Below are 22,904 nucleotides of genomic sequence, written 5' to 3'. Positions count from 1 at the left end.
CGTGTCGGTCATTTCTCTTCCTTGTCTTCCAGCGAGTGTTTCATGATCAGCGGCATCTGCGCCAGCGTGAACAGGATGGTGATGGGCATTACACCTACGACTTTGAAATAGGCCCAGAAGGTGGCAGAAAAGTTTCGCCAGACCACTTCGTTGACTACCGCAAGAAACAGGAAAAAGATGCCCCAACGGATCGTCAGCTTTCTCCAACCTTCGGCATCGAGCTGAAAGGCGGTATTGAAAACGTAACCAAGCAATGATGTCCTGAATACAAGACCGCCGAGCAGAACCAACCCGAACAGGGTGTTGACGATTGTCGGCTTCATCTTGAAAAATGTGCCGTCCTGCAGCCAGATCGACAACCCGCCGAAAATGAGGACAAATATTCCCGACACAAGTGGCATCACTGGCAGATGCTTGAAGACAATCTTCGAAATAGCTAGCGAGATCACCGTTGCGATCATAAACACGGCGGCCGCAATCAACAGCGGTTCACCGATGACCGCCAATATTGGGAATGTGCTCGCAAGCCACTCAGCACGCAGGTTTGCAAACAGAAATACTAGGAGCGGCCCGAGTTCAAGCGCGATCTTGAGAAATGGGTGCTGCTTGTCCGCCTTGGAGGCGTGGGTATCGGTGGATGTATCCGACATGGTGTCGATTCCTGGTGTTTACGGCGCTCAGCGCGCGATGCCGGCAATGGCGCTGGCGAAGTCTTCTGCCTCGAAGGGTTCGAGGTCGTCGATGCCTTCGCCGACGCCGATGAAATAGACGGGCAGTTTGTGCTTGGCGGCGATGGCGACAAGAATGCCGCCACGGGCCGTGCCATCGAGCTTGGTCATGATCAGGCCGTTGACGCCGGCCACATTGCGGAAGATCTCAACCTGCTGCAGCGCGTTCTGGCCGGTGGTCGCGTCGAGCGTTTGCAAGACCGTGTGTGGCGCTTCCGGATCAAGCTTGCCGAGCACGCGGACGATCTTTTCCAGTTCGGCCATCAGCTCGGTCTTGTTCTGCAGGCGGCCAGCCGTGTCGATGATCAGGACGTCGGCCTTCTCTGCCTTGGCTTTCTCGAAGGCCTCGTAAGCCAAGCCGGCGGCGTCTGCGCCAAGTTTTGTGCCGATGAAGCTGGAACCTGTGCGATCGGCCCAGATCTTCAGCTGCTCGATGGCCGCTGCGCGGAACGTGTCGCCGGCTGCCAGCATAACCTTCAGGCCGGAGCCGGACAGTTTTGCCGCCAGCTTGCCGATCGTGGTTGTCTTGCCGGTGCCGTTGACCCCGACGACGAGGATAACATGCGGCTTGTGATTGAGATCGAGCGCCAGAGGCTTGGCAACCGGCGTCAGCGCCTTGACGATTTCGGCTGCCATGATCTTGGTCACGTCTTCGCCGGTCACGTCCTTGCCATATCGCTCGGAGGCCAGCGTGTCGGTGATGCGCAGCGCCGTTTCGACGCCGAGATCGGCCTGGATCAGAAGATCTTCCAGTTCTTCCAGCGTCTCGTCATCCAGCTTGCGCTTGGTAAAAAGGGCGGTGATCTGGCCAGTCAGCTGCGATGACGTACGGAAAAGGCCAGCCTTCAGACGTTGAAACCAGCTGAGCTTCTCCTCCGGTTCTGACGCTTTCGGTTCGGAGGCGCTTGGAGCATAGGCGGCAAAGCCCTTCGGCAGGCTTGGTGTTACGGTTTCTTCTTCGTCGACGTCATGGGCTTCATCGAGAAGAGCGGGCTTCACGTCCGCGTCCGCCCTTGCGGCCTCCTCGATGGTCGGGAGTGCATCCAGGTCATCAGAAGCGTTTTCGCTTTCGGCTTCGACTTCAGCGCGGAGCAGGTCCAGCGGAACTGTCTCCAGATCGCCCGCAGGTCCGCCTGCGGTCTCCATTTCTTCCGGCAGCACAGGGTCTGCGGCCAGTGGCAAGTCTTCGATCCTGTCGGTTGGCTCGGTCTCCGTTGCAATCACGGCCTTCTCGGCATCGGTCAGCCGCGTCTCGCTCGTGTCTGACGCGGGGTCTGCTGGCTTCTCCTTGCCGAAGGTGAAGACTTTCTTGATGAAGCCGAGGGCCATGGTCACTCTGTTCCGTCTGTCAGGCCGCAGCGCTGTCCGCTGCTGATGCAATCGTCAGATGGCGGCCATTCTGACCACCGATCAAAACCTCGGCAAAAGTCCCGGGTTTCATGCCGGGCGTCGCGACGAGGGTGAAGTCTTCCGTATGCGCCATTTCGTTGCGCTCGACCAGCAGCTTCTGTCGTGTGCCGACACGTGACACCAGATGCTGTGCCCGCAGTCGCTCTGCCGTTTCGCGAAGCTCGGCTGCGCGTGTCTTCACCAGCGCCCTATCGAGTTGCGGCATGCGTGCCGCAGGCGTTCCAGGTCGCGGGCTGTAGGGAAAGACGTGCAGATGTGCGATGCCGATATCCTCGGCTAGGCGCGCGGAATTGGCAGCCATTTCCGCGGTCTCGGTTGGAAAGCCTGCGATCATGTCGGCGCCGAAAGCAAAGCCGGGCCTCAGGCTTCGAACCTGTTCGGCAAAGGCCAAGGCGTCGGCGCGGGAATGCCGGCGTTTCATGCGCTTCAGGATCATGTCGTCGCCATGCTGCAATGAGAGGTGCAGATGCGGCATGAAGCGGGGCTCGTCGGCAATCAGGTCGAAGAGATGGCTGTCCGCCTCGATGCTGTCGATCGAGGAGAGGCGCAGACGCAGGATCTCCGGCACCTGTTTCAGCAGTGTCTTGGCGAGAAGGCCGAGGGTCGGCGTGCCGGGGAGGTCTGCGCCATAGCTCGTCGCATCCACCCCGGTCAGCACCACCTCGCGGTAGCCGTTCTCAACCAGCTTGCGGGCCTGCTCCACGACGGCGCCCATGGGCACCGAACGGGAATTTCCGCGACCATAGGGGATGATGCAGAAGGTGCAGCGATGGTCGCAGCCATTCTGGACCTGGAGAAAGCCGCGAACATGACCGTCGATATGCGCCACCAGCTGCGGCGCCGTCTCGGTCACACTCATGATGTCGTTGACGGCGACCTTTTCCTCGGCCGAGACGCCGAAATCCGGCAGGCGGCGATAGTGCTCGGCCTTCAGCTTTTCCTCGTTGCCGAGGACGGCATCGACCTCGGGCATATCAGCGAAGTTTTGCGCCTCGGTCTGGGCGGCGCAGCCGGTGACGATGATGCGGGCTTCCGGGTTCTCCCGGCGTGCCCGGCGGATCGCCTGGCGTGCCTGGCGCACCGCTTCTGACGTTACCGCGCAGGTGTTGACGAGAATGGCGTCGGTTAGGCCGGCCTTTGCCGCCTCGGCCTTCATCACCTCTGACTCGTAAGTGTTTAGCCGGCAGCCAAAGGTGATGACCTCGATTGCCCCCTGTCGATCAGGGCTCACGAGGTGGCAGCCTCTGCATTGCTGCCTGGGTCGCGGTTCCAGCTTCCGGTGACCGGGTCAAGTGTGCCCGACCATTCCCATTCGGCAGGCCCGGTCATGACGACCTTGTCGTCGCCCTCGCGCCAGTCGATCGTCAACGCGCCGCGGTTAGGGCTTGAGGCAACAGTGATCGTGACCTTGCGGTCCGTGCGGCCGGTGCGGGCGCCCGATACGCCAGCAGCACAAGCGGCAGAGCCGCAGGCCAGCGTCAGGCCGGCGCCGCGTTCCCAGGTGCGGGTCACCATGGTGGCCTTCGAGGTCACCTGGGCAAGCGTGATATTCGCCTTCTCGGGGAAGATCGGATGATTCTCGAGCAGGGGTCCGAAGCGCTCCAGGTCGAAGGTCATCGGATCGCGGTCCACCCAGAAGACGGCATGCGGATTGCCCATCGACATGGCAGAGGGCGAATGCAGGATCGGTGCATCGATTGGCCCGATCTGCAGCTCGATGCGGCTTGTGTCGTGAAACTCTTCCGAGAGCGGGATCCTGTCCCACTCAAAAACCGGGCGGCCCATGTCGACGGAGATCGTGCCGTCCTCATGTTCGACCGCATTGAGGATGCCGGCGATGGTCTGGAAGGTGAAGGTCTTGCGGCCGGTTTCGCTCGCCAACGCCTGTACCACGCACCGTGTGCCGTTGCCGCAGGCCTGCGCCTTCGAGCCGTCGCAATTCAGGATGTCGATATAGGCGTCGGTGCCGTCACGCTTGGGGTCGTGAATTGCCATGATCTGGTCGAAGGCGGTCTCGGCATCGGAGGCAAGCGCCACAGCGGCTTCGGGCGTCACGCGATCGGTCCGTCCGCGCATGTCGACGACCAGGATCTTGTTGCCAAGCCCGTTCATCTTCGCGAATTCAACCCGATCAGCCATCGTCGTCCTTCCTTGTCTTTCTCTGCCTATATGGCGGAAAGAGAGCCAAATTACCAGTGCGCGCGCTTGCCGACCCGGCCGGGGGGTAACGCTTCATCTGGGTTGCCGCGAGCCATTCGCGGGTCCTCGCCTCCGGATCGGCGTTCAGCGTGATGTCGGTGACTACGGCGGCGCTGTCGGCGCCAGCCGCGAACACGCCTGCCAGTCGGTCTGGTCGCAGCCCGCCGATGGCCACAAGCGGGCATGCGCCGATCTTCTGCTTCCACAGCGCCAGCCTGTCCAGGCCTTGCGGCGCCCACGGCATCTTCTTCAGGATCGTCGGGTAGACCGGCCCGAGCGCCACATAGTCCGGGTCGGCGGCAAGCGCTGTTTCCAGTTCTGCGTCGTCATGGGTCGAGAGGCCGAGTTTCAGTCCTGCCTTGCGGATCGCTGTGAGATCGGCGTCTGCCAGATCTTCCTGGCCGAGATGAACGAAGTCACTGCCCTCGTCGATCGCAATCTGCCAGTGATCGTTGACGACCAACTGGCAGCCGTGATCGGCGCAGACGCGCATTGAACGGCGAATATGCTGACGAAGGGCCACGGCATCGGCATCCTTCATCCGCAATTGCACCAGTTTGACGCCCAATGGCACCAGACGCTCAATCCAATCGGCGCTATCAACGATCAGGTAGAAGGGATCGAGCTTCATGCGAAGACTCCTTTTCCAACCACGGGGGTCGACGGTACCGCCATGTCGCGTGGCGCCAGCATGCCGGAACGGTGGGCCAAGTACCCAGCTTCGATCGCCCCGGCAAAGGCTTCGGCCATGGATGCCGGATCCCCGGCTCCCGCGACCGCCGTGTTGAGCAAGACGGCGTCATAGCCGAGTTCCATCACGGCCGTGGCATGGGATGGTCTTCCGATACCAGCATCGACGATCAGGGGTATATCGGGAAATTCCGCCCGCATCGCACGCAAGGCGGAAACGTTCTGCGGCCCCATAGCGCTGCCAATCGGCGCGCACCATGGCATCAGCACACGGCAGCCTGCGGCGAGAAGCTTCTCGCCAACCACCAGATCGTCCGTGGTGTAGGGAAAGACCTCGAAACCTTCAGCGTTCAAGATCTTGGCCGCCTCGACCAGTTCGAAGACATCCGGCTGCAGGGTGTCGTGATGGCCAATCACTTCGAGCTTGACCCACGGGGTCGCAAAGACCTCCCGCGCCATCTTCGCTGTCAGCACCGCCTCGCGGGCGCTGTGGCAGCCGGCGGTGTTGGGCAGGACATGCACGCCGAGATCGCGGATCAGCTGGAAGAAGGCGCCGCCCGCCTTGCCGCCCGCGGTTTCCCGCCGCAGCGAGACGGTCACGATCCGGGTTTCGGAGCGGCGCACCGCTTCAGCAAGGATCGAAGGCGATGGATAGCGTGCCGTCCCCAGCAGCAGCCGCGAGGGGATCGTCTTCCCATAGAGATCCAGTGTCATGTCATCCTCCCTGCTTGGGCGACAGGATCTCGATCCGGTCGCCGATTTTCAGCATGTATGAGGCCCGGTCCTCGCGATGGACGAGGTCGCCATTGACGGCGGTCGCCAGCCAGTCGCCTTCGTAGTCCAGCTTTGAGAGCAGCTCTGCGAGAGTGTGGATGTCCGCTTCCACGGCCTCTCCGTTGACGATGAGGTTCATGCGCTCCTCCTTTGGGCGGCGTTCAGACGTCCGGCGATGCGCTCAGCCGCTTCCCGGGCTAGAGCCGGCGCCAGAAGGAAGCCGTGGCGATGCATGCCGGCCAAGGCCAGTCCTTGTTTGGTTTCGACGACACGCGGTACATTGTCGGAAAATGCCGGGCGGATGCCGGTGCCGGTTTCGACGATACGGGCCTCGGCAAAGGCGGGATCGAGGGCATAGGCGGTGTTCAGGAGTTCCATCATCGTGCGTGCGGTGATTGGCCCGTCATCCTCTGCCTCGATCATCGTTGCACCCAGCATGAAGCGGTTGCCGCCGCGCGGGACGATATAGATCGGATGACGGGGATGGAGCAGCCGGACCGGTCTGGAAAGGCTGACGTCCAGCGTTTCCAGGTAGAGCATCTCGCCGCGCACACCGCGCAGCCCCTCGATCTCTCCGATCGCTTGCGGTCCCCGGCAATCGACAGTCATCGAACAGGCATGGCTTTCGCCGGGCGCCAATTCGCCGAAGCGAAAGCTGACGCCCAGGTTCCTGGCTGTCTCGTAAAGCCCGCGCATGGCCTTTCTGGGATCGAGATGGGCCTCCTGTTGAAAGAAGAGGGCTGTCTCGAAACGGCCTGCGAGGCCTGGTTCGAGCGCCGCGATGCCGGCCCGATCCAGCCAGCGATAACCTCGTGTCCGTGCCGCAAAGCGCCTGAGGTCCGGCAGGTCGCGGGGATTGGCGACCACCAGCGTGCCCCGGCGGGAGACGAGGTCGGGTACGGCCTCCTCCCACCAGTCGGCGGCCGAAAGCCCTGATGTCAGCACGGTCTCCTCGGCGGCTTCCCGCTCGCAATAGGGGGCAAGCATGCCGCCCGCCCAGTGCGAGGCCCCAAGGCCGCACTCGCCGCGCATCTCGACCACCTCCACGTCGATGCCCTTTCGTGCCAGTTCGAGCGCCACAGCAAGGCCTGCGACGCCAGCGCCGTTGACCCGAACCGTCATGGCCGCTCTCCCGTATCAAGGGCCGCCATCTCGTCGCCCGTCATGTAGAGGTCGCCGCCTGCGCGGTATTTCTCGGCCATGGCGGCCAGGCCCTCCTTCTGGGCTTCCGCGCGGATGTCATGCGAAATCCGCATGGAGCAGAATTTTGGCCCGCACATCGAGCAGAAATGGGCGACCTTGTGTGCCTCCTTGGGCAGGGTCTCGTCATGCATGGATCGTGCGGTGTCCGGGTCGAGCGAGAGGTTGAACTGATCCTCCCAGCGGAATTCGAACCGGGCGCGGCTGAGCGCGTCGTCGCGCAGGCGAGAGGCCGGATGCCCTTTGGCGAGATCGGCGGCATGGGCTGCAATCTTGTAGGTGATGACGCCAGTCTTCACGTCGTCGCGGTCCGGCAGGCCCAGATGTTCCTTCGGCGTGACGTAGCAGAGCATGGCCGTGCCGAACCAGCCGATCATGGCAGCCCCGATGCCGGAGGTGATGTGGTCGTAACCTGGCGCAATATCCGTCGTCAGTGGCCCCAGCGTGTAGAAGGGGGCCTCGCCGCAAGTCTTCAGCTGCTTGTCCATGTTCTCCTTGATCTTGTGCATGGGAACATGGCCGGGCCCCTCGATCATCACCTGGCAGTCTTTCTCCCAGGCAATCTTGGTCAGCTCTCCCAGCGTCTCCAGTTCGGCAAACTGGGCTGCATCATTGGCATCGGCAATCGAGCCCGGGCGCAGGCCGTCGCCCAGTGAGAAGGAGATATCGTATGCCCGGCAGATATCGCAGATTTCCTCGAAATGCTCGTAGAGGAAGCTCTCCTTGTGATGATGCAGACACCACTTGGCCATGATCGAACCACCGCGCGAAACGATGCCGGTGACGCGGTTGACGGTGAGCGGGATGTAATGCAGCCGCACGCCGGCGTGGATGGTGAAATAGTCGACGCCCTGTTCGGCCTGCTCGATCAGCGTGTCGCGATAAACCTCCCAGGTCAGATCCTCGGCAATGCCACCGACTTTTTCCAGCGCCTGATAGAGCGGCACGGTGCCGATCGGGACTGGCGCATTGCGGATGATCCAGTCGCGGATGTTGTGAATGTTGCGCCCGGTCGAGAGATCCATGACCGTATCGGCACCCCAGCGGATCGCCCAGACCATCTTCTCCACCTCCTCGGCCATGGAGGAGGTCACTGCCGAGTTGCCGATATTGGCGTTGATCTTGACCACGAAGTTTCGGCCGATTGCCATCGGCTCGAGTTCGGGATGGTTGATGTTGGCGGGAATGATCGCCCGGCCGGACGCCACTTCCTGGCGGACGAATTCCGGGGTCACATAGTCGGGGATTTCGGCGCCAAAGCTCTCTCCATCTCGAACAAGTGCCTCCTTCAGCGCCTTGCGGCCGAGATTTTCGCGGATCGCGACGAATTCCATTTCGGGGGTGATGATGCCGGCCCGGGCATAGGCAAGCTGGGTTACGGCCTTGCCGTTCCGAGCGCGGAGCGGTCGATGTTTCACGGGAAACTCGGGCGTCTTCTTCTCGTCGGAAACGAGGCCGTTGTCCTCCGGTTTCAAGGATCGGCCGTCATAGGTTTCCAGGTCGCCGCTCGCCGCCAGATAGGTGAGGCGGTGGCGCGGCAGGCCGCGGTCAATGGCGATCTCTGCGGTCGAATCGGTATAGGGGCCGGAGGAATCATAGACCGTCACCGGTGGCTCGCCGGAGGTCGGATGCAGCGCGATCTGGCGCATCGGCACACGAATCGCCGGGTAGATTTCGCCTTCAAGGAAGATCTTGGTCGAGGCCGGAAGCGGCCCGGTTGTCACTTCGGGTTTTTTGAATTGGGGGGCAATGTTCATCGTGGAGCTCCAAGTGTTGAGGTTGGAGACCCAGTCATGTCAGCCGGAATGATGGAAAGACGCCACGGGATTCGGGATGTCCGAATCGTCGTTTTCGCAAGCGCTCGCACCGTCCCTACGCCAGTATGAACTGGATCAGGTTCAACGGGTCATCGCGCTGCTTGTCCCTTGCGGTTTGGCGTAGCGAAATCTCAGCCCCTTGACGGGACACCCCTGGTGAATGCGTGAAGTCTCATCAAAACGATGCGGCGTGTCAATCGCCGATTGCGCTGCCGGAGAATTCTCGTGCCAATGGCCCGTGTCAGGCAATCCGCATCCGCACATCGAATTGCTGGCCAGGCCGCAGGCCTTTGAAGCGATCCGTGCCGATACCCTTTGCAGCCATTGCGGTCGTAAGTGCCTTCGGCGGATCGTCGATGCCCTCATTGGTCAGCTGGAAGGTGCCGAAGTGATGGCCGATGCCGAACTGGGCGCCGCTCAGGTGAAACCCCTCGATTGCTTCTTGCGGATTCTGGTGCTGCGCCTTCATGAACCATCGCGGCTCGTAGGCGCCGATCGGCAGGATGGCGAGGCGAATATCGCCATGCTTCTCGCGGATCTCGCGGTAGTGCTGACCCCCGGCATAACCGGTATCACCGATATGGTAGATCTTTCCGCCCGGCGTTTCGATGAGGAAGGCCGCCCAAAGCGCCATGCGCCGGTCGCCCATGCCGCGTGCCGACCAATGATGGCAGGGCTCGCAATGGACCACCAGTCCGTTGCCGAGATCTAGGCGATCACCCCAGTCCATTACCGAAGTGCCGGTAAACGGGTGTTCGGCATGAATGATCGTGTCATTGCCGAGAGGCGTGATAATGCGTGCATCATGCCCCTGACCCAACCGTTTCAAGGTCGCCACATCGAGGTGGTCGTAATGATTGTGCGTGACGATGACGATGTCGATCGGCGGCAGGTCCTCGAAGGCGATGCCAGGTGGGGTGGCGCGTTTTGGTCCGGCGAAGGATACGGGGCTCGCGCGCTCCGACCAGACCGGGTCCGTCAGGATGTTTAGCCCAGCCGTCTGGATGAGCAGGGTCGCATGGCCGACCATCGTGACGACAAGGCGGGTGCCATCGACGCGCTGCTCGGGTTTCGTTGCCGGAAGAGAGGCCGCCATTGCGGACTTCGGCCATGCAATGCGCCCGCCTTCGAATTGCCAGCGCAACAGATCGGTGAAGCCGCGAGGTTCCTCGCCGCCGGGATTGAAAAAGACCTTACCGTCGAAGTGGTCCGAGAGCGGTCCAGAATAATAGCGATTGCCCGCCATGGCTCTCCCTGCCGCGAGACCGCCGCCCAGCAACGCCAGACCCATCCCCGTCCATTTGAAAAACTGACGTCTCTTCATCGTCGTTTCATAGAATGTGACGTATGGCCCTTCAAGTCGCGCTCCCGCGCGGTATCCATTGCCAATGCCGTTGTTTTGCCCAGAGCCATTTGAGAACCGATGAAGATCTTTTCAAGTCTGTTGCTTGCCATAATGTTCGTCGCCGCTCCTTCCCTTGCCGCTGCCGACGACATTCCCCCGCCGGTGCATGGCGTATCTTTCGAGGCCTGGGCGGAAGCCTCGGCGCGGCTCGCGAACAATCAAGATCGCAAGCAGGTGCTGCAGAGCTTGTCGGTCGATGACCAGATGTTCGAGGAGGTCAACGAGCGCTTCCTCGAAGCACTGCGTGAAGATAAGGACCTGAAGCTCACATCGCGCTATGGCGAAGCCTTCTCCAGGGCGGATGCCGCCCTTTTTGCCGAGACAACCGGCTCGATCGCGCGGGAGCGCAAATTGGTGACTTTCGACGATTATGCCCGCGTTCAGGGCCATCTGGAGGCTGCGGCATCCTCTCCAGGCTTTGATCCCCAGGCGGTGCTCGCCGAGCACGGATTGACCGTCTACGAATTCAGCGAGGATGCCGGATACTGGGTGCAGAAACTCCGGGAGCAAGCGCTCGCTGGAGATGGCGCAGCCATCCGTAACTGGAATGAAACGCTGGCACGCCGCAAGGCCGAATATTCGGCTCGCTACCCAGCTCCTTAAGTTGCGGCAGTCCTCTGCGCGGCGCTGTGGGTGTCGATCCGGGTTGCATTTCGCAATTTGCGTTGACTTTCGGCGGTTTTTCCTGTTTATCCCCGCAATCTGCGACGAGACAAGCACTCCAAGCCACCGACCGGGACCCGTAAAGGTATAAAGAGATCCCGGAGGTCAACACCCGACAGCGCGATGCGCCCTCGGGTGCTTTTTGGCTTTGCGTCTTGTTTTCGGCGTCGAGAAGACCGAGGTTTTGGGTATCCCGAAACCATGCAAGGAAGAGCCGATGTTTGAAAACCTCCAGGACCGCCTTGGTTCCATCCTGAATGGACTGACCGGCCGTGGCGCGCTGTCGGAAGCGGATGTCTCCGCTGCCCTGCGCGAGGTGCGTCGGGCTCTTCTTGAAGCTGACGTCGCGCTTGAAGTGGTTCGCAGCTTCACCGACAAGGTGCGCGAAAAGGCTGTCGGTGCCGCTGTTCTCAAGTCGATCAAGCCCGGCCAGATGGTCGTCAAGATCGTCCATGACGAACTCGTCGAGATGCTCGGTTCCGAGGGTGTGACGATCGATCTGCATGCCGCAGCGCCCGTCGTCATCATGATGGTCGGTTTGCAGGGTTCGGGTAAGACCACGACGTCAGGCAAGATTGCCAAGCGGTTGACCGAGCGCGAGAAGAAGAAGGTCCTGATGGCCTCGCTCGACACGCGTCGACCGGCCGCCCAGGAACAGCTTCGCCAGCTTGGCGTGCAGACCGGCATCGATACGCTGCCCGTCATCGCCGGCCAGTCGCCGACCGATATCGCCGCGCGCGCCGTGCAGGCTGCCAAGCTTGGCGGTCATGACGTGGTCATTCTCGATACTGCCGGCCGTACGCATATCGACGAGCCGCTGATGATCGAGATGGCCGAGATCAAGGCCCGTTCGAAGCCGCATGAAATCCTGCTCGTCGCGGACTCGCTGACCGGTCAGGATGCCGTCAATCTCGCCCGCAATTTCGACCAGCGCGTCGGCATTACCGGTCTCGTGCTCACCCGCATGGACGGCGATGGCCGTGGTGGTGCTGCCCTTTCCATGCGTGCCGTGACCGGCAAGCCAATCAAGCTGATCGGTGTCGGCGAGAAGATGTCGGAACTCGACGAGTTCCATCCGCGCCGTATCGCGGATCGTATCCTCGGCATGGGCGACATTGTCTCGCTGGTCGAGAAGGCTGCCGAGACTATCGATGTCGAAAAAGCCCGCGCGATGGCCGAGAAGATGGCCAAGGGCAAATTCGACCTCAATGACATGGCCGAACAGCTCAAGCAGATGAAGTCGCTTGGCGGCATGGGCGGTATCATGGGCATGATGCCGGGTATGTCCGGCATGAAGGAGAAGCTTGCCGCCTCCGGCATGAGCGACAAGGTCTTTGATCGCCAGCTCGCCATCATCTCCTCGATGACCAAGGCTGAGCGTGCCAATCCCGATCTTCTAAAGCATTCCCGCAAGAAGCGCATCGCTGCCGGTTCTGGCACGGATGCCGCCGAAATCAACAAGCTGCTCAAGATGCATCGCGGCATGGCCGACATGATGAAGGCCATGGGCGGCAAGAAGGGCGGCGGCATGATGAAGCAGATGATGGGCGGCCTTGCCGGCAAGATGGGCCTCGGTGGCATGGGCGGCATGGGCATGCCGGATCTCTCGAAAATGGATCCGAAACAGCTTGAGGCGCTCGCCAAGCAGGCGGAAGCCGCCGGCATCAAGCCCGGCTCTCTGCCTGGCATGGGTGGCACAGGTGGATTGGGCGGGCTTCCTGGCCTCGGCGGTGCGAAGCTGCCGGGCCTTGGTGGTGGTTTCCCCGGCCTTCCCGGCCTGCCGAAGAAGAAGTGAGGGCGCTGAGGTGATCGATCCAGCCATCAAGCAGCAGCTCGCGGGATACCGCCAGTCGATCGACAATATCGACGCGGCCCTTGTTCACATGCTGGCCGAACGGTTCCGCTGTACCAAGGCGGTTGGTGTTCTCAAGGCCAACCACGAATTGCCGCCGGCGGACCCGGCACGCGAAGAATACCAGATTGAACGCCTGCGCCGCCTGGCTCAGGACGCCCATCTGGATCCGGATTTCGCCGAGAAGTTCCTGAACTTCATCATCAAGGAAGTCATCCGGCATCATGAAGCCATTGCCGCCGAACATGGCGGTGCCATCGAAAAGACCGTCTGACGGCGGCCTCAACAAGAAAGCGGGTGCGCTGCGGCTCCCCGTCCAAAACCTCAAGGAGTTACACATGTCCCTCAAGATTCGTCTCGCCCGTGGCGGTTCCAAGAAGCGTCCTTACTACCAGATCGTCGTTGCCGACGCCCGCTCGCCGCGTGACGGCCGTTTCCTGGACAAGGTCGGCTCGTGGAACCCGATGCTCGGCAAGGACAACGAGAAGCGCGTTGAGCTGAATGTCGAGAGCATCAAGGAATGGGTTGCCAAGGGTGCCCAGCCGACTGACCGCGTTCTGCGCTTCATGGCTGAAGCCGGTATCGCCGAGCGCGCTGTTCGCAGCAACCCGGACAAGGCAAAGCCAGGCAAGAAGGCCCAGGAGCGCGCTGCCGAGAAGGCTCAGAAGGCTGCTGACGCTGCAGCCGCTGCTGCCGAAGGCTCCGCAGAATAATCGGCTCAATGCCGCATGAGACGGGCGGTGGCTTCTGTCACCGCCCGTTTTTGCGTTTTCTTTCCGGTCGGTTCCGCCTAAAAGGATAGGGAACCGTCATATAGCCCGCAGGACCTCCCAACTGATGAGCAAGCTCGACAACCCCATACTCATGGCCGTGATCGGCGCAGCACAGGGCTTGCGCGGCGAAGTGCGGGTCAAGTCGTTCACCGAAGACATGCTGGGTCTCGCCGACTACGGCTTCCTGTACAGCGTGGATGGCCGCAAGTTCGAGATCCTCGAGATCCGCGACGGCAAGACCGTCGCCATCGTTCGTTTCCGGGGCATCAACGACCGGAACGCGGCCGAAGCCCTGAATGGCCTGGAACTTTTCGTCGACCGTGACGCACTGCCGGATGACGATCTCGATGACGACGAATTCTACTATGCCGATCTGGAAGGCCTCGACGTCTATGACGCCGAGAACAATCACTATGGTGCAGTCACCGCCGTCTATGATTTCGGCGCTGGCGATCTGCTTGAGCTGAAAGGTCCGGGCAAACGACCGGTGCTCATTCCTTTCACCGAAGCGGCTGTGCTCGAGATCGACCTCGAGGGCGGACGTTTGCTGGTCGACCCGATTGCAGCTGGCCTGAAAGACGATGGCGAACCCGATCCTTACGGGGCAGGCGGCGGCACGCCCCGGCCGAATGGTCAACGCTGATCGCCGATGTCTTTTAAAGCATCCATTCTCACGCTTTATCCGGACATGTTTCCCGGCCATCTGGGTCAGGCACTGGCGGGTCGTGCACTTGAGCGCGGCGACTGGTCTATCGATGCGGTTCAGATCCGTGATTTTGCTCTCGACAAGCATCGCAGCGTCGACGACACGCCGTCAGGCGGCGGAGCGGGCATGGTTCTCAAGCCGGACGTTTTGGCGCGTGCGATTGATTCGATAGCCGACGATGGAAGGCCGCGCCTATTGATGAGCCCGCGAGGCCGTCCGCTGACGCAGGACCGTGTTCGGGAGATTGCCTCGGGCGAAGGTGTGGTCATTGTCTGCGGCCGTTTCGAAGGTGTCGACCAGCGTGTCATCGATGCGCGTCGGCTCGAAGAAGTGTCGATCGGCGACTATATCCTCTCTGGCGGCGAGCCGGCCGCGTTGACCTTGCTCGATGCCGTTGTCCGTATCCTGCCAGGCGTGATGGGGAACCAGTTGTCGGGCGTGCACGAAAGTTTCGAGGGCGGCCTGCTTGAGCATCCGCACTATACGCGGCCGCAGGTCTTCGAGGGCCAGGAGATTCCGGAGATCCTCACCTCCGGAAACCATGCAGCCATCGAGAAATGGCGTCGTGACGAGGCCTTGAAGCTGACGCGGCAGCGTCGTCCCGATCTTCTTGTTGGCGCGAAAGCTCAGCCCGTTACGAAGTAGTAGACGGCCAGCCCAAGGCCAGCTGCGACCACCAGCCAGCGCATGATGCTCTGCGGGACCTTCTTTGCCATGGCAACGCCTGCGTAGCCGCCCAGCGCCACAGCCGGGATCATGATCACCGCATGCAGCCAGGAAATGGCGCCGGCGCTTGCGAAGATGATGATTGCGACCGCGGCGATCACGATCGACAGGAAGTTCTTCAGCGCATTCAGGCGATGATAGTCGCCACCGCTCGCAAGCCCCAGCGATGCCAGCATCATGATGCCCATGCCTGCGCCGAAGAAGCCGCCATAGAAGGAGGTGGCACCCTGCAGCGCCAGACCGAGGGGGCTTGCGGGATGAGTTTCTCCCTTGGTTTTCGGTCGCAGCTTGGGGCCGGCCGCGAAGATTGCGGTAGCACCGAGCAGCAGCCAGGGCACCATGGAGCGAAAGGCGGGGTTGGACAGAGAGATCAGGAACAGGGCGCCACCGACAGCACCAACGGCCGATACCAGCGCCAGGACAATCGCCCCGCGCCACATGTCCTTGAATTCGTTGCGGTAGGCGAGTGTTGAGGTGATGTAGCCCGGGAACTGGGTAATCGACGAGGTGGCATTGGCGCTGATCGGCGGCAAGCCGGCGAGTGTCAGCGCTCCAAAGGTCAGGAACGTGCCGCCGCCGGCAATTGCGTTCACGGCGCCGGACACGAAGCCGGACCCGATCAGCAGCAGAATCATGGCGATGGACATCAGAATTTTCCCCGTGCGTCTTTGCGGCGAAGTCTTAAAAGCGAAAAGGATAGCTCGCAAGGCGCTTGGCTGTGTCGCTCCGCTTCAAATTTTCAAGCCAAAGGGGTGACAAGAGCCAGCAATTGCTGTAATGGCCGGCTCGGAAATGGGCGTTTCGCCCGTCTGCCAAAACAAAGAACCGCGTATCCGCTCCCGCCTTTCGAGGCAAGATCCGGAGGCTGAGGCCGAAGGATGATCGTTGAGCGCTCTGGCCGTTTCAGAAGAAATTGAGGTTAGACATGAACATCATTCAGCAGCTGGAAGCCGAACAGGCCGCCAAGATCGAAGCCAAGCGCAAGCTTCCTGACTTTTCCCCGGGCGACACCGTCCGTGTGAACGTCACCGTCAAGGAAGGCAACCGTACCCGCGTACAGGCCTATGAAGGCGTATGCATCGCTCGTTCGGGCGCCGGCATCAACGAGAGCTTCACGGTTCGCAAGATCTCCTACGGCGAAGGCGTCGAGCGCGTATTCCCGGTCTACTCGCCGCTGGTCGAAGGCGTCGAAATCGTTCGCCGCGGTAAGGTCCGTCGCGCCAAGCTCTACTACCTGCGCGATCGTCGCGGCAAGTCGGCTCGTATCGTCGAAAACACCGGCACCCGCGCCCGCAAGCTCAACGACGCTGAGCGCGCTGCTGTTGCCGAAGAAAAGGCACGCATCGAAGCTGAAAAGGTTGCAGCAGCACAGGCTCTCGCCGCCGAAAAGGCAGCAGCCGAAGCCGCTGAAAAGGCCGCTGCCGCTGAAGCCGCAGCTGCTGCCGAGACCTCGGCCGAATAAGCCGGTCCCGGCTTTCGCCGGACTGCAGATCAAGATCAAAGGCTCCGCTTGCGGGGCCTTTTTTCGTTGGGGCGTTATACCGTGAGATTGATTGTGTTCGATGCCTTTCTCAGAGGCTGATGCAGATTGCCCCACCGGCAACGATGAGGCAGGCAAGTACGCGCCGCAGCGTCAACTGTTCACCGAGCACCAGCGCGCCGATCAGGACGGCGAAAACCACGCTTGTCTCGCGCACGGCTGTCACCAGGCCGGCCGGCGCGTAGGCATAGGCCACCACGACGAGGCCATAGGCGAGCATGGCGAGCACACCGCCACCGACGGCTTTCCAGGTCACCGGAGATCTCGGATCGACGACAAGGCCGCGCCGCTTCACTACATAGGCAAGTGTGATCATCAGGCCGAAGATGAACAGAACCCATAAGGCATAAGCTGCGGGCTCATCCACCAGCTTCACGCCGCGCGAATCCACTGTCGAGTAGCAAGCGATGATCAGGCCGGTTGTCAGCGCAAAGAGGATCGACGAGGTGGCCGCGCGTGTCTTGCCAAGCGACAGGCTCATGATGCCGGCCGCGATCATCAGTACTCCCAGACTCTGCCAGGTGCCGAGTACTTCGCCAAACAACAGAAGACCGCCAAGCGTGACCAGCAGGGGAACCGTGCCGCGCACGATCGGGTAGACCTGGCCCAGTTCTCCATGGCGATAAGCGGCGACCAGAAACAGGCTGTAGCCGACCTGCAGGCAGGAAGAGAGAAGGATGTAGGGCCATGCAGCAGGGCCTGGCAGCGGCACGGCGAAGAGAAATGGCAGCGTGATGATGCTTCCGGCCAGACTCATCACGGTAATCGACCACAGTCGGTCTGCTCCGGTGCGCAGGAAGGCATTCCAGCTGGCGTGAAGTATGGCGGCGAGCAGCGCCAGGCCGACGGCAAGGGCGCTCACGCCCACAGCCCATGGGTCAAGGAAAGCATGGAGGTGAGGGGCATTCAGGATCTCGGCGTGACGGATGACAGTTTTATGACGCCGCACGATAGCTGCTTCGCGGGTCTTTGCAATCAACGGCGCAAAGACGGGCAAAAAGAAACCGCCCGCTTGAGAGCGGGCGGTCCAAAATTATCTTCGATAGTGGATTGGCTTACTGCCAGTCGCGGATATCGACGAAGTGACCTGCAACAGCAGCAGCGGCGGCCATGGCGGGCGATACAAGGTGCGTGCGGCCCTTGAAGCCCTGGCGGCCTTCGAAGTTGCGGTTCGAGGTCGAGGCGCAGCGCTCGCCCGGCTTCAGGCGGTCGTCGTTCATCGCAAGGCACATGGAGCAGCCCGGCTCGCGCCAGTCAAAGCCCGCTGCCTTGAAGATCTTGTCGAGGCCCTCGGCTTCCGCCTGTTCCTTGACCAGGCCGGAGCCCGGAACGATCATCGCCGACACGGTGGATGCGACTTTCTTGCCTTCCACGACCTTGGCGACTTCGCGCAGGTCTTCGATGCGCCCATTGGTGCAGGAGCCGATGAAGACGCGGTCGATTGCGATGTCAGTGATCTTGGTGCCTGGCTTCAGGCCCATGTAATCAAGTGCCCGCCACTTCGAGCTGCGCTTGTTTTCGTCGGCAATGTCATCCGGGTTCGGCACGACGCCCTGAACCGAGATGACGTCTTCCGGCGAAGAGCCCCAGGAGACAATCGGCGGGAGCTTGGCCGCATCGAGCACGACGACGCGATCGAAATGTGCGCCTTCGTCGGTCTGCAGTGTCTTCCAGTATGCGATCGCCTGTTCCAGTGCTTCGCCCTTCGGCGCGCGCGGCTTGCCCTTGATGTACTCGAAGGTCTTTTCGTCAGGCGCGATCAGGCCAGCGCGGGCGCCGCCTTCGATCGTCATGTTGCAGATGGTCATGCGGCCTTCCATCGACAGCGCGCGGATGGCTTCGCCGGCAAATTCGATGACGTGGCCCGTGCCGCCTGCGGTGCCGATCTCGCCGATGATGGCGAGGATGATGTCCTTCGCGGTCACGCCTTCCGGCAGCTGGCCGTCGACGCGGACCAGCATGTTCTTGGCCTTCTGCTGGATCAGCGTCTGGGTGGCGAGCACGTGCTCGACCTCGGACGTGCCGATGCCATGCGCCAGCGCACCGAAGGCGCCATGCGTCGACGTGTGGCTGTCACCGCAAACGATGGTCATGCCGGGCAGGGTGAAGCCCTGTTCCGGGCCAACGATGTGCACGATGCCCTGACGCTTGTCGGAAGCCGAATAATATTCGACACCGAATTCGGCAGCGTTGTTGGCGAGCGCTTCAACCTGGATGCGGCTTTCCTCGTTCTTGATGCCGAGATGGCGATCCGGCGAAGTCGGCACGTTGTGGTCGACAACGGCCAGCGTCTTCTGCGGCGCGCGAACCTTGCGGCCGGCCATGCGCAAACCTTCAAAGGCCTGCGGGCTCGTCACTTCATGCACGAGGTGACGGTCGATGTAGAGAAGACAGGTGCCATCGTCCTGGCGGTCGACAACGTGGTCGTCCCAGATCTTGTCGTAAAGGGTGCGGGGTGCGCTCATGGGTGAGTTCCATCCAGACTGAGGTAACAGGATTTTTGTTATGTGAGGTCTTATCGGCGCCGCTTATGCGGTCGCAGGAGCTCAGCCGCGAAGGCTCGCAAGCGCCCCTTGGATGCGCGCAAAAAACCGTGCCGGCAGACGCTTGTGGTCCTGCAGCACGATAAACTGGTTCGCGAGGCATCCGAATTTCGATCCCATGAGACGCTTTCTATCAGATCTCCGTTTTTCCGGCAATCGGGCCGCTGCCGGCATATGACAAACAATTGTCATATGGAATTCGCGCAAACATGCTTCATCGTGTTGAGCTTAAGCATAGTTTGGGAACGCCGCCTGCCATGAATGACGAGATCAATCGCATCAAGAACGAGATCATCGACAGCTTCGACGAGGAGCTGGAGCAGCAGATGGAGGAAGACCGGCTGGACGAGCTGGTTGCCGACGGGCTGTCCGAGCCGACGATTGATCGCCGGATCTACTTCCGCGAACTGTTTCGTCTTCAGCATGAATTGGTTCGGCTGCAGGATTGGGTGCAGTACAAGAAGCTGAAGATGATCGTGCTCTTCGAAGGCCGCGATTCCGCCGGCAAGGGCGGCGCCATCAAGCGCGTCACCCAGCGTCTTAACCCCCGCGTCTGCCGGGTCGTGGCGCTTCCGGCGCCAACCGAGCGTGAGCGCAGCCAGTGGTATTTCCAGCGCTATGTCCAGCACCTGCCGACAGCTGGCGAAATGGTGCTGTTCGACCGCTCCTGGTACAACCGTGCCGGTGTCGAACGGGTCATGGGTTTCTGCACGCCCGACGAACTGGAGGAATTCTTTCGCTCCGTACCGGAATTTGAGCGCATGCTCGTGCGTTCCGGCATCATCCTCGTGAAGTACTGGTTCTCGATCACCGACGAGGAGCAGGAATTCCGCTTCCAGATGCGCATCAACGATCCCTTGAAGCAGTGGAAATTGTCACCCATGGATCTCGAAAGCCGCGTCCATTGGGAAGACTATACCCGCGCCAAGGAAGAGATGCTGGAGCGCACGCATATCCCCGAGGCCCCCTGGTGGGTGGTACAGGCCGTCGACAAGAAGAAGGCGCGGCTCAACATGATCGCCCATCTCCTGTCGCAGATCCCTTACGAGCATGTGCCGAAGGAAACGATCGAGTTGCCGGCTCGCGTCCGCGGGGCGGATTATATCCGCCACCCGGTCCCTGAGGAGATGTATGTCCCGGAGAGATATTGAGTGAGGTCTGTCGGCTTAGTGCGGGTTTCGGGACCGCATGCGTTTCTCGAAACCGCGTAGCAGGAGCGACAGGCCGATGGTCAGTACAAGGTAGACATAGGCCACAATCGAATAGGTTTCGAAAAAACGGAACGAGCCTGAGGCGTAGACCTTGGCCATCTGGGTGATGTCGGCCACGCCAAGCACCGAGACGAGGGACGAGTCCTTCACCATGGCGACGAAGTCGTTCGATAGCGGCGGGAAGACAACCCGGATTGCCTGCGGCAGCACAATCAGGCGAAAGCGTTGCGTGCGGGAAAGGCCGAGCGCCTTGGCCGCTTCGATCTGCCCTTTATCGATCGACTGGATGCCGGCCCGGAAAATCTCGGCGATGAAGGCCGAATAACCAATCGTCAAGGCAATGATCGCGCGCCACATCAGCGAGATGTCGCGAACCACCATCGGCTCGGCAATGCCAGCGGACACCAGGGGTGTGGTTATGAGATTATAGAGCGCGACGAAGGCCGGCGCGCCGACAAAGGCGATGTAAAACAAGAGAACGAGGATCGGGATGCCGCGCACCACTTCGACATAGAAGCGGGCAACCTGGCGGAGCACAACACTGTCCGCCATGCCGAGAAGGGCGATGCCAAGGCCGAGGCTGGATGCCAGCGCAAAGCCGACAAGGGTCACGAAGACGGTGACGCCGAGGCCCTTCGCCACGGTGGTAAAGACCTGGGCATAAAGCTCACTGACGAAAATGACGATGCCGAGGGCAAGTGCCAGCACGACGAAGGCGACCAGCCACCATGGCCGGTCGCCCTTCTGATTGCCCTCAGGCAGGGTCTGGAATGTCATGATGGTATGCCGCCCCTGAGATCGCAGGCCTGTGCGAATCTCATTGGCCCATCTTGTAGTCGAGGAACCACTTCTTGTTCAGCGCATCGAACGTACCGTCCGCCTTCATCGCGGCGATGGCTGCGTTGACCGGTGCAACAAGATCGGAGCCCTTGGGGAAGATGAAGCCGAAGTCCTCGGAACCGAGCGGCCCGCCGATCAGCTTCAGGCCGCCATTCGAGGTATCGACATAGCCCTTGCCGGCCGTACCATCGGTCAGAACGACGTCCACGTCCCCGGTCTTCAGCGCCTGAACGGTTGCACCGAAGGTCTCAAACAGCTTGATGCGTGGGTTCTGCTCATTGCCATCAAGGATTTCATAAACGGCCGTGTAGAATGGCGTTGTGCCGGGCTGTGCGCCAACAAGACCGTCGGTGAATGCGCCAAGGCTCTTTGCGTCGGTAAAGCGGCTTTCGTCGCCGCGCACCAGCATGAACTGCTCGGAGCGCATGTAGGGGTCGGAGAAGTCGACCTTTTCCTTGCGGTCTTCCTTGATGGTGATGCCGGTCATGCCAATGTTGTACTGGCCGTCCGAGACGGCCTGAATCATCGCATCCCACGATGTGTTCTGGTACTCGATCTTGGCATTCAGCCGCTTGGCGATCTCGTTCATCGCATCATATTCCCAGCCGATCTGTTCGCCCGACTTGGGGTCTACGAATTGCAGCGGCGGGTAGGCATTTTCCGTCACCACGACAATGTTCTTGCCGCCGAGGTCCGGCAGGCCTTGGGCAACGGCGGCGAAGGGCAAGAGCGCGAGGGTCGACAGACCAGCGAGGATGGTGCGGCGAAACAGCATGAAGATCTCCCGAAATATGGCAGTGCACACTGTCACATCTCGTTCGGTACTGGCAAGGGAGGCGCGCTCTGGTCGTGATGCAGGGGAGGGGGCCAAGGCACGGTGCCGAGGCCCCGGTCCGGTCGTCAGAAGGATGCGGTCTTGGGGTCGGGGCCGATCCGTGCACTTGACGTGTCGAGCCCATCAAGGGCTTCGAGATCATCCGCCGAGAGCTTGAAGTCGAAGACGTTGAAATTCTCGGTAATGCGCGACGGCGTGACCGATTTCGGGATGACCACGAGGCCGTTGTCGATATGCCAGCGGATGATCACCTGTGCCGGCGTGCGGTCAAGACGCGCTGCGATCTTGCCGATCACCGGGTGATCAAGCAGCTTGCCCTGACCAAGCGGGCTCCAGGATTGCGTGGCGATCCTGTGCTTCTCGTGGAAGGCGCGCGCTTCGCGCTGCTGGAAATCAGGATGCAATTCAATCTGGTTGATGACAGGCACCACCCCCGTCTCGCCGATGATCTTTTCCAGATGCTCGGGATAGAAGTTGGACACGCCAATCGATTTCACCCGACCCTCTTCCTTCAGCTTGATGAAGGCTTTCCAGGTTTCGAGGAAAAGGCCGCGATGGGCGGATGGCCAGTGGATGAGGTAAAGGTCGACATAGTCGGTGCCGAGCCTCTTCAGGCTCGCTTCAAAGGCCTTTAACGTCTGGTCATAGCCCTGATCGGTGTTCCAGAGCTTGGTGGTGAGAAAGATCTCGCTTCGGGCAAGACCAGACCGGCGGATCCCTTCGCCAACGCCTTCTTCGTTTTCATAGACGGCTGCCGTGTCAACATGGCGATAACCGGCATCGAGCGCGGCCTTAACCGCAGGGGCGGCTCCGTCATTCGGTGTCTGCCACACACCGAGGCCCACCTGGGGAATACGGTTGCCGTCGTTGAGGGCGATGTAGAGCTGTTCGGACATGGGTGGAAACTCCCGGAATTCTTGAGCTGCGGCCGAGGCCGGGCGCATTGCGGAATGGTCATGTGAGGGCGCTGCAATTCTGCTGCGCGGCCATAG

Annotated in this window: 24 protein-coding genes and 1 riboswitch; of the genes, 8 read left to right on the top strand and 16 right to left on the bottom strand. The window is 61.2% G+C overall.

Annotation, left to right across the window (positions count from 1 at the left end; translation table 11 throughout):
- Window positions 1–8: 8 nt before the first annotated feature.
- From IP76_RS15735 to IP76_RS15690, 10 genes are all read right to left on the bottom strand, one after another.
- Window positions 9–650 (bottom strand): septation protein A, encoded by a 642-nt coding sequence (locus IP76_RS15735; RefSeq protein WP_054159176.1) that lies wholly within the window; start codon window positions 648–650, stop codon window positions 9–11.
- A 27-nt stretch (window positions 651–677) separates the two neighbouring features.
- On the bottom strand, window positions 678–2,057 hold the full coding sequence (gene ftsY, locus IP76_RS15730) for a signal recognition particle-docking protein FtsY (RefSeq protein WP_054159175.1): 1,380 nt from the start codon (window positions 2,055–2,057) through the stop codon (window positions 678–680).
- Between the two features lie 19 nt (window positions 2,058–2,076).
- Window positions 2,077–3,369: a tRNA (N(6)-L-threonylcarbamoyladenosine(37)-C(2))-methylthiotransferase MtaB gene (gene mtaB, locus IP76_RS15725; protein ID WP_197278359.1), complete on the bottom strand. Its 1,293-nt coding sequence runs from the start codon at window positions 3,367–3,369 to the stop codon at window positions 2,077–2,079.
- Window positions 3,366–4,277: a diaminopimelate epimerase gene (dapF, locus tag IP76_RS15720; protein WP_054159173.1), complete on the bottom strand. Its 912-nt coding sequence runs from the start codon at window positions 4,275–4,277 to the stop codon at window positions 3,366–3,368. The genes mtaB and dapF overlap by 4 nt, the downstream gene beginning before the upstream one ends.
- On the bottom strand, window positions 4,270–4,968 hold the full coding sequence (locus IP76_RS15715; protein WP_082352564.1) for a thiamine phosphate synthase: 699 nt from the start codon (window positions 4,966–4,968) through the stop codon (window positions 4,270–4,272). Before IP76_RS15715 ends, dapF begins: the two co-directional genes overlap by 8 nt.
- The gene (locus tag IP76_RS15710; RefSeq protein ID WP_054159172.1) at window positions 4,965–5,741 is read right to left on the bottom strand and encodes a thiazole synthase; all 777 of its coding nucleotides are present in this window, start codon (window positions 5,739–5,741) and stop codon (window positions 4,965–4,967) included. The genes IP76_RS15715 and IP76_RS15710 overlap by 4 nt, the downstream gene beginning before the upstream one ends.
- A gap of 1 nt (window position 5,742) precedes the next feature.
- Entirely contained in the window at window positions 5,743–5,940 is a 198-nt protein-coding gene (gene thiS, locus IP76_RS15705) for a sulfur carrier protein ThiS (RefSeq protein WP_054159171.1), read from the bottom strand.
- Window positions 5,937–6,923, bottom strand: a complete 987-nt coding sequence (thiO, locus tag IP76_RS15700; protein WP_054159170.1) for a glycine oxidase ThiO — start codon at window positions 6,921–6,923, stop codon at window positions 5,937–5,939. The genes thiS and thiO overlap by 4 nt, the downstream gene beginning before the upstream one ends.
- A complete protein-coding gene (gene thiC / locus IP76_RS15695) occupies window positions 6,920–8,758 on the bottom strand; it encodes a phosphomethylpyrimidine synthase ThiC (RefSeq protein WP_054159169.1) in 1,839 nt (612 codons plus the stop codon). Before thiC ends, thiO begins: the two co-directional genes overlap by 4 nt.
- Before the next feature lie 94 nt (window positions 8,759–8,852).
- A riboswitch (TPP riboswitch) is annotated at window positions 8,853–8,983 on the bottom strand.
- Window positions 8,984–9,059: 76 nt separating this feature from the next.
- A complete protein-coding gene (locus tag IP76_RS15690) occupies window positions 9,060–10,142 on the bottom strand; it encodes an MBL fold metallo-hydrolase (RefSeq protein ID WP_082352563.1) in 1,083 nt (360 codons plus the stop codon).
- A gap of 99 nt (window positions 10,143–10,241) precedes the next feature.
- Here IP76_RS15690 and IP76_RS15685 point away from each other — a divergent pair, with 99 nt between their 5' ends.
- From IP76_RS15685 to trmD, 6 genes are all read left to right on the top strand, one after another.
- Entirely contained in the window at window positions 10,242–10,826 is a 585-nt protein-coding gene (locus IP76_RS15685) for a hypothetical protein (RefSeq protein ID WP_054159167.1), read from the top strand.
- Window positions 10,827–11,103: 277 nt separating this feature from the next.
- Window positions 11,104–12,681 carry a signal recognition particle protein gene (ffh, locus tag IP76_RS15680; protein WP_054159166.1) on the top strand — a complete coding sequence of 526 codons (1,578 nt, stop codon included), beginning with the start codon at window positions 11,104–11,106 and terminating at the stop codon, window positions 12,679–12,681.
- A 10-nt stretch (window positions 12,682–12,691) separates the two neighbouring features.
- Window positions 12,692–13,012, top strand: a complete 321-nt coding sequence (locus IP76_RS15675) for a chorismate mutase (protein ID WP_054159165.1) — start codon at window positions 12,692–12,694, stop codon at window positions 13,010–13,012.
- 64 nt (window positions 13,013–13,076) lie between these two features.
- Window positions 13,077–13,451: a 30S ribosomal protein S16 gene (gene rpsP, locus IP76_RS15670; protein ID WP_054159164.1), complete on the top strand. Its 375-nt coding sequence runs from the start codon at window positions 13,077–13,079 to the stop codon at window positions 13,449–13,451.
- A 124-nt stretch (window positions 13,452–13,575) separates the two neighbouring features.
- Window positions 13,576–14,154 (top strand): ribosome maturation factor RimM, encoded by a 579-nt coding sequence (rimM, locus tag IP76_RS15665; RefSeq protein ID WP_054159163.1) that lies wholly within the window; start codon window positions 13,576–13,578, stop codon window positions 14,152–14,154.
- A gap of 6 nt (window positions 14,155–14,160) precedes the next feature.
- Complete coding sequence (gene trmD / locus IP76_RS15660) at window positions 14,161–14,862, top strand: tRNA (guanosine(37)-N1)-methyltransferase TrmD (RefSeq protein ID WP_054159162.1); 702 nt, start codon at window positions 14,161–14,163, stop codon at window positions 14,860–14,862.
- On the opposite strand, the gene IP76_RS15655 is transcribed toward trmD, so the two are convergent.
- Window positions 14,844–15,590 (bottom strand): sulfite exporter TauE/SafE family protein, encoded by a 747-nt coding sequence (locus IP76_RS15655; protein ID WP_054159161.1) that lies wholly within the window; start codon window positions 15,588–15,590, stop codon window positions 14,844–14,846. The two genes, trmD and IP76_RS15655, sit on opposite strands and share 19 nt — an antisense overlap.
- Window positions 15,591–15,868: 278 nt before the next feature.
- Between IP76_RS15655 and rplS the strand changes: the two genes are divergently transcribed.
- Window positions 15,869–16,405 (top strand): 50S ribosomal protein L19, encoded by a 537-nt coding sequence (rplS, locus tag IP76_RS15650; RefSeq protein ID WP_054159160.1) that lies wholly within the window; start codon window positions 15,869–15,871, stop codon window positions 16,403–16,405.
- 109 nt (window positions 16,406–16,514) lie between these two features.
- Here rplS and IP76_RS15645 read toward each other — a convergent pair whose 3' ends face one another.
- Both IP76_RS15645 and leuC read right to left on the bottom strand, forming a co-directional pair.
- Entirely contained in the window at window positions 16,515–17,345 is an 831-nt protein-coding gene (locus IP76_RS15645) for an EamA family transporter (RefSeq protein ID WP_054159274.1), read from the bottom strand.
- 193 nt (window positions 17,346–17,538) lie between these two features.
- Window positions 17,539–18,948 carry a 3-isopropylmalate dehydratase large subunit gene (gene leuC, locus IP76_RS15640; protein WP_054159159.1) on the bottom strand — a complete coding sequence of 470 codons (1,410 nt, stop codon included), beginning with the start codon at window positions 18,946–18,948 and terminating at the stop codon, window positions 17,539–17,541.
- 335 nt (window positions 18,949–19,283) lie between these two features.
- Between leuC and ppk2 the strand changes: the two genes are divergently transcribed.
- Window positions 19,284–20,177 (top strand): polyphosphate kinase 2, encoded by an 894-nt coding sequence (gene ppk2, locus IP76_RS15635; protein ID WP_054159158.1) that lies wholly within the window; start codon window positions 19,284–19,286, stop codon window positions 20,175–20,177.
- A gap of 15 nt (window positions 20,178–20,192) precedes the next feature.
- Here ppk2 and IP76_RS15630 read toward each other — a convergent pair whose 3' ends face one another.
- The 3 genes from IP76_RS15630 to IP76_RS15620 all read right to left on the bottom strand — a co-directional run bounded on the left by IP76_RS15630 (window position 20,193) and on the right by IP76_RS15620 (window position 22,808).
- The gene (locus tag IP76_RS15630) at window positions 20,193–21,014 is read right to left on the bottom strand and encodes an amino acid ABC transporter permease (RefSeq protein ID WP_054159157.1); all 822 of its coding nucleotides are present in this window, start codon (window positions 21,012–21,014) and stop codon (window positions 20,193–20,195) included.
- Window positions 21,015–21,054: 40 nt separating this feature from the next.
- The gene (locus IP76_RS15625; RefSeq protein ID WP_054159156.1) at window positions 21,055–21,852 is read right to left on the bottom strand and encodes a basic amino acid ABC transporter substrate-binding protein; all 798 of its coding nucleotides are present in this window, start codon (window positions 21,850–21,852) and stop codon (window positions 21,055–21,057) included.
- Between the two features lie 125 nt (window positions 21,853–21,977).
- Window positions 21,978–22,808 carry an aldo/keto reductase gene (locus IP76_RS15620; protein WP_054159273.1) on the bottom strand — a complete coding sequence of 277 codons (831 nt, stop codon included), beginning with the start codon at window positions 22,806–22,808 and terminating at the stop codon, window positions 21,978–21,980.
- Between the last annotated feature and the right edge of the window lie 96 nt (window positions 22,809–22,904).

Source organism: Rhizobium sp. AAP43, assembly GCF_001296045.1.
In the GTDB taxonomy this organism is placed as follows: domain Bacteria; phylum Pseudomonadota; class Alphaproteobacteria; order Rhizobiales; family Rhizobiaceae; genus Allorhizobium.
This window is presented reverse-complemented; position numbering and strand designations above follow the sequence as displayed.

Coding starts and splice junctions, on each gene's coding strand:
- IP76_RS15735 (WP_054159176.1), bottom strand. CDS start 650: ATGTCGGATACATCCACCGATACCCACGCCTCCAAGGCGGACAAGCAG.
- ftsY (WP_054159175.1), bottom strand. CDS start 2,057: ATGGCCCTCGGCTTCATCAAGAAAGTCTTCACCTTCGGCAAGGAGAAG.
- dapF (WP_054159173.1), bottom strand. CDS start 4,277: ATGGCTGATCGGGTTGAATTCGCGAAGATGAACGGGCTTGGCAACAAG.
- IP76_RS15715 (WP_082352564.1), bottom strand. CDS start 4,968: ATGAAGCTCGATCCCTTCTACCTGATCGTTGATAGCGCCGATTGGATT.
- IP76_RS15710 (WP_054159172.1), bottom strand. CDS start 5,741: ATGACACTGGATCTCTATGGGAAGACGATCCCCTCGCGGCTGCTGCTG.
- thiS (WP_054159171.1), bottom strand. CDS start 5,940: ATGAACCTCATCGTCAACGGAGAGGCCGTGGAAGCGGACATCCACACT.
- thiO (WP_054159170.1), bottom strand. CDS start 6,923: ATGACGGTTCGGGTCAACGGCGCTGGCGTCGCAGGCCTTGCTGTGGCG.
- thiC (WP_054159169.1), bottom strand. CDS start 8,758: ATGAACATTGCCCCCCAATTCAAAAAACCCGAAGTGACAACCGGGCCG.
- IP76_RS15690 (WP_082352563.1), bottom strand. CDS start 10,142: ATGAAGAGACGTCAGTTTTTCAAATGGACGGGGATGGGTCTGGCGTTG.
- IP76_RS15685 (WP_054159167.1), top strand. CDS start 10,242: ATGAAGATCTTTTCAAGTCTGTTGCTTGCCATAATGTTCGTCGCCGCT.
- ffh (WP_054159166.1), top strand. CDS start 11,104: ATGTTTGAAAACCTCCAGGACCGCCTTGGTTCCATCCTGAATGGACTG.
- rpsP (WP_054159164.1), top strand. CDS start 13,077: ATGTCCCTCAAGATTCGTCTCGCCCGTGGCGGTTCCAAGAAGCGTCCT.
- rimM (WP_054159163.1), top strand. CDS start 13,576: ATGAGCAAGCTCGACAACCCCATACTCATGGCCGTGATCGGCGCAGCA.
- trmD (WP_054159162.1), top strand. CDS start 14,161: ATGTCTTTTAAAGCATCCATTCTCACGCTTTATCCGGACATGTTTCCC.
- IP76_RS15655 (WP_054159161.1), bottom strand. CDS start 15,590: ATGTCCATCGCCATGATTCTGCTGCTGATCGGGTCCGGCTTCGTGTCC.
- rplS (WP_054159160.1), top strand. CDS start 15,869: ATGAACATCATTCAGCAGCTGGAAGCCGAACAGGCCGCCAAGATCGAA.
- leuC (WP_054159159.1), bottom strand. CDS start 18,948: ATGAGCGCACCCCGCACCCTTTACGACAAGATCTGGGACGACCACGTT.
- ppk2 (WP_054159158.1), top strand. CDS start 19,284: ATGAATGACGAGATCAATCGCATCAAGAACGAGATCATCGACAGCTTC.
- IP76_RS15630 (WP_054159157.1), bottom strand. CDS start 21,014: ATGACATTCCAGACCCTGCCTGAGGGCAATCAGAAGGGCGACCGGCCA.
- IP76_RS15625 (WP_054159156.1), bottom strand. CDS start 21,852: ATGCTGTTTCGCCGCACCATCCTCGCTGGTCTGTCGACCCTCGCGCTC.
- IP76_RS15620 (WP_054159273.1), bottom strand. CDS start 22,808: ATGTCCGAACAGCTCTACATCGCCCTCAACGACGGCAACCGTATTCCC.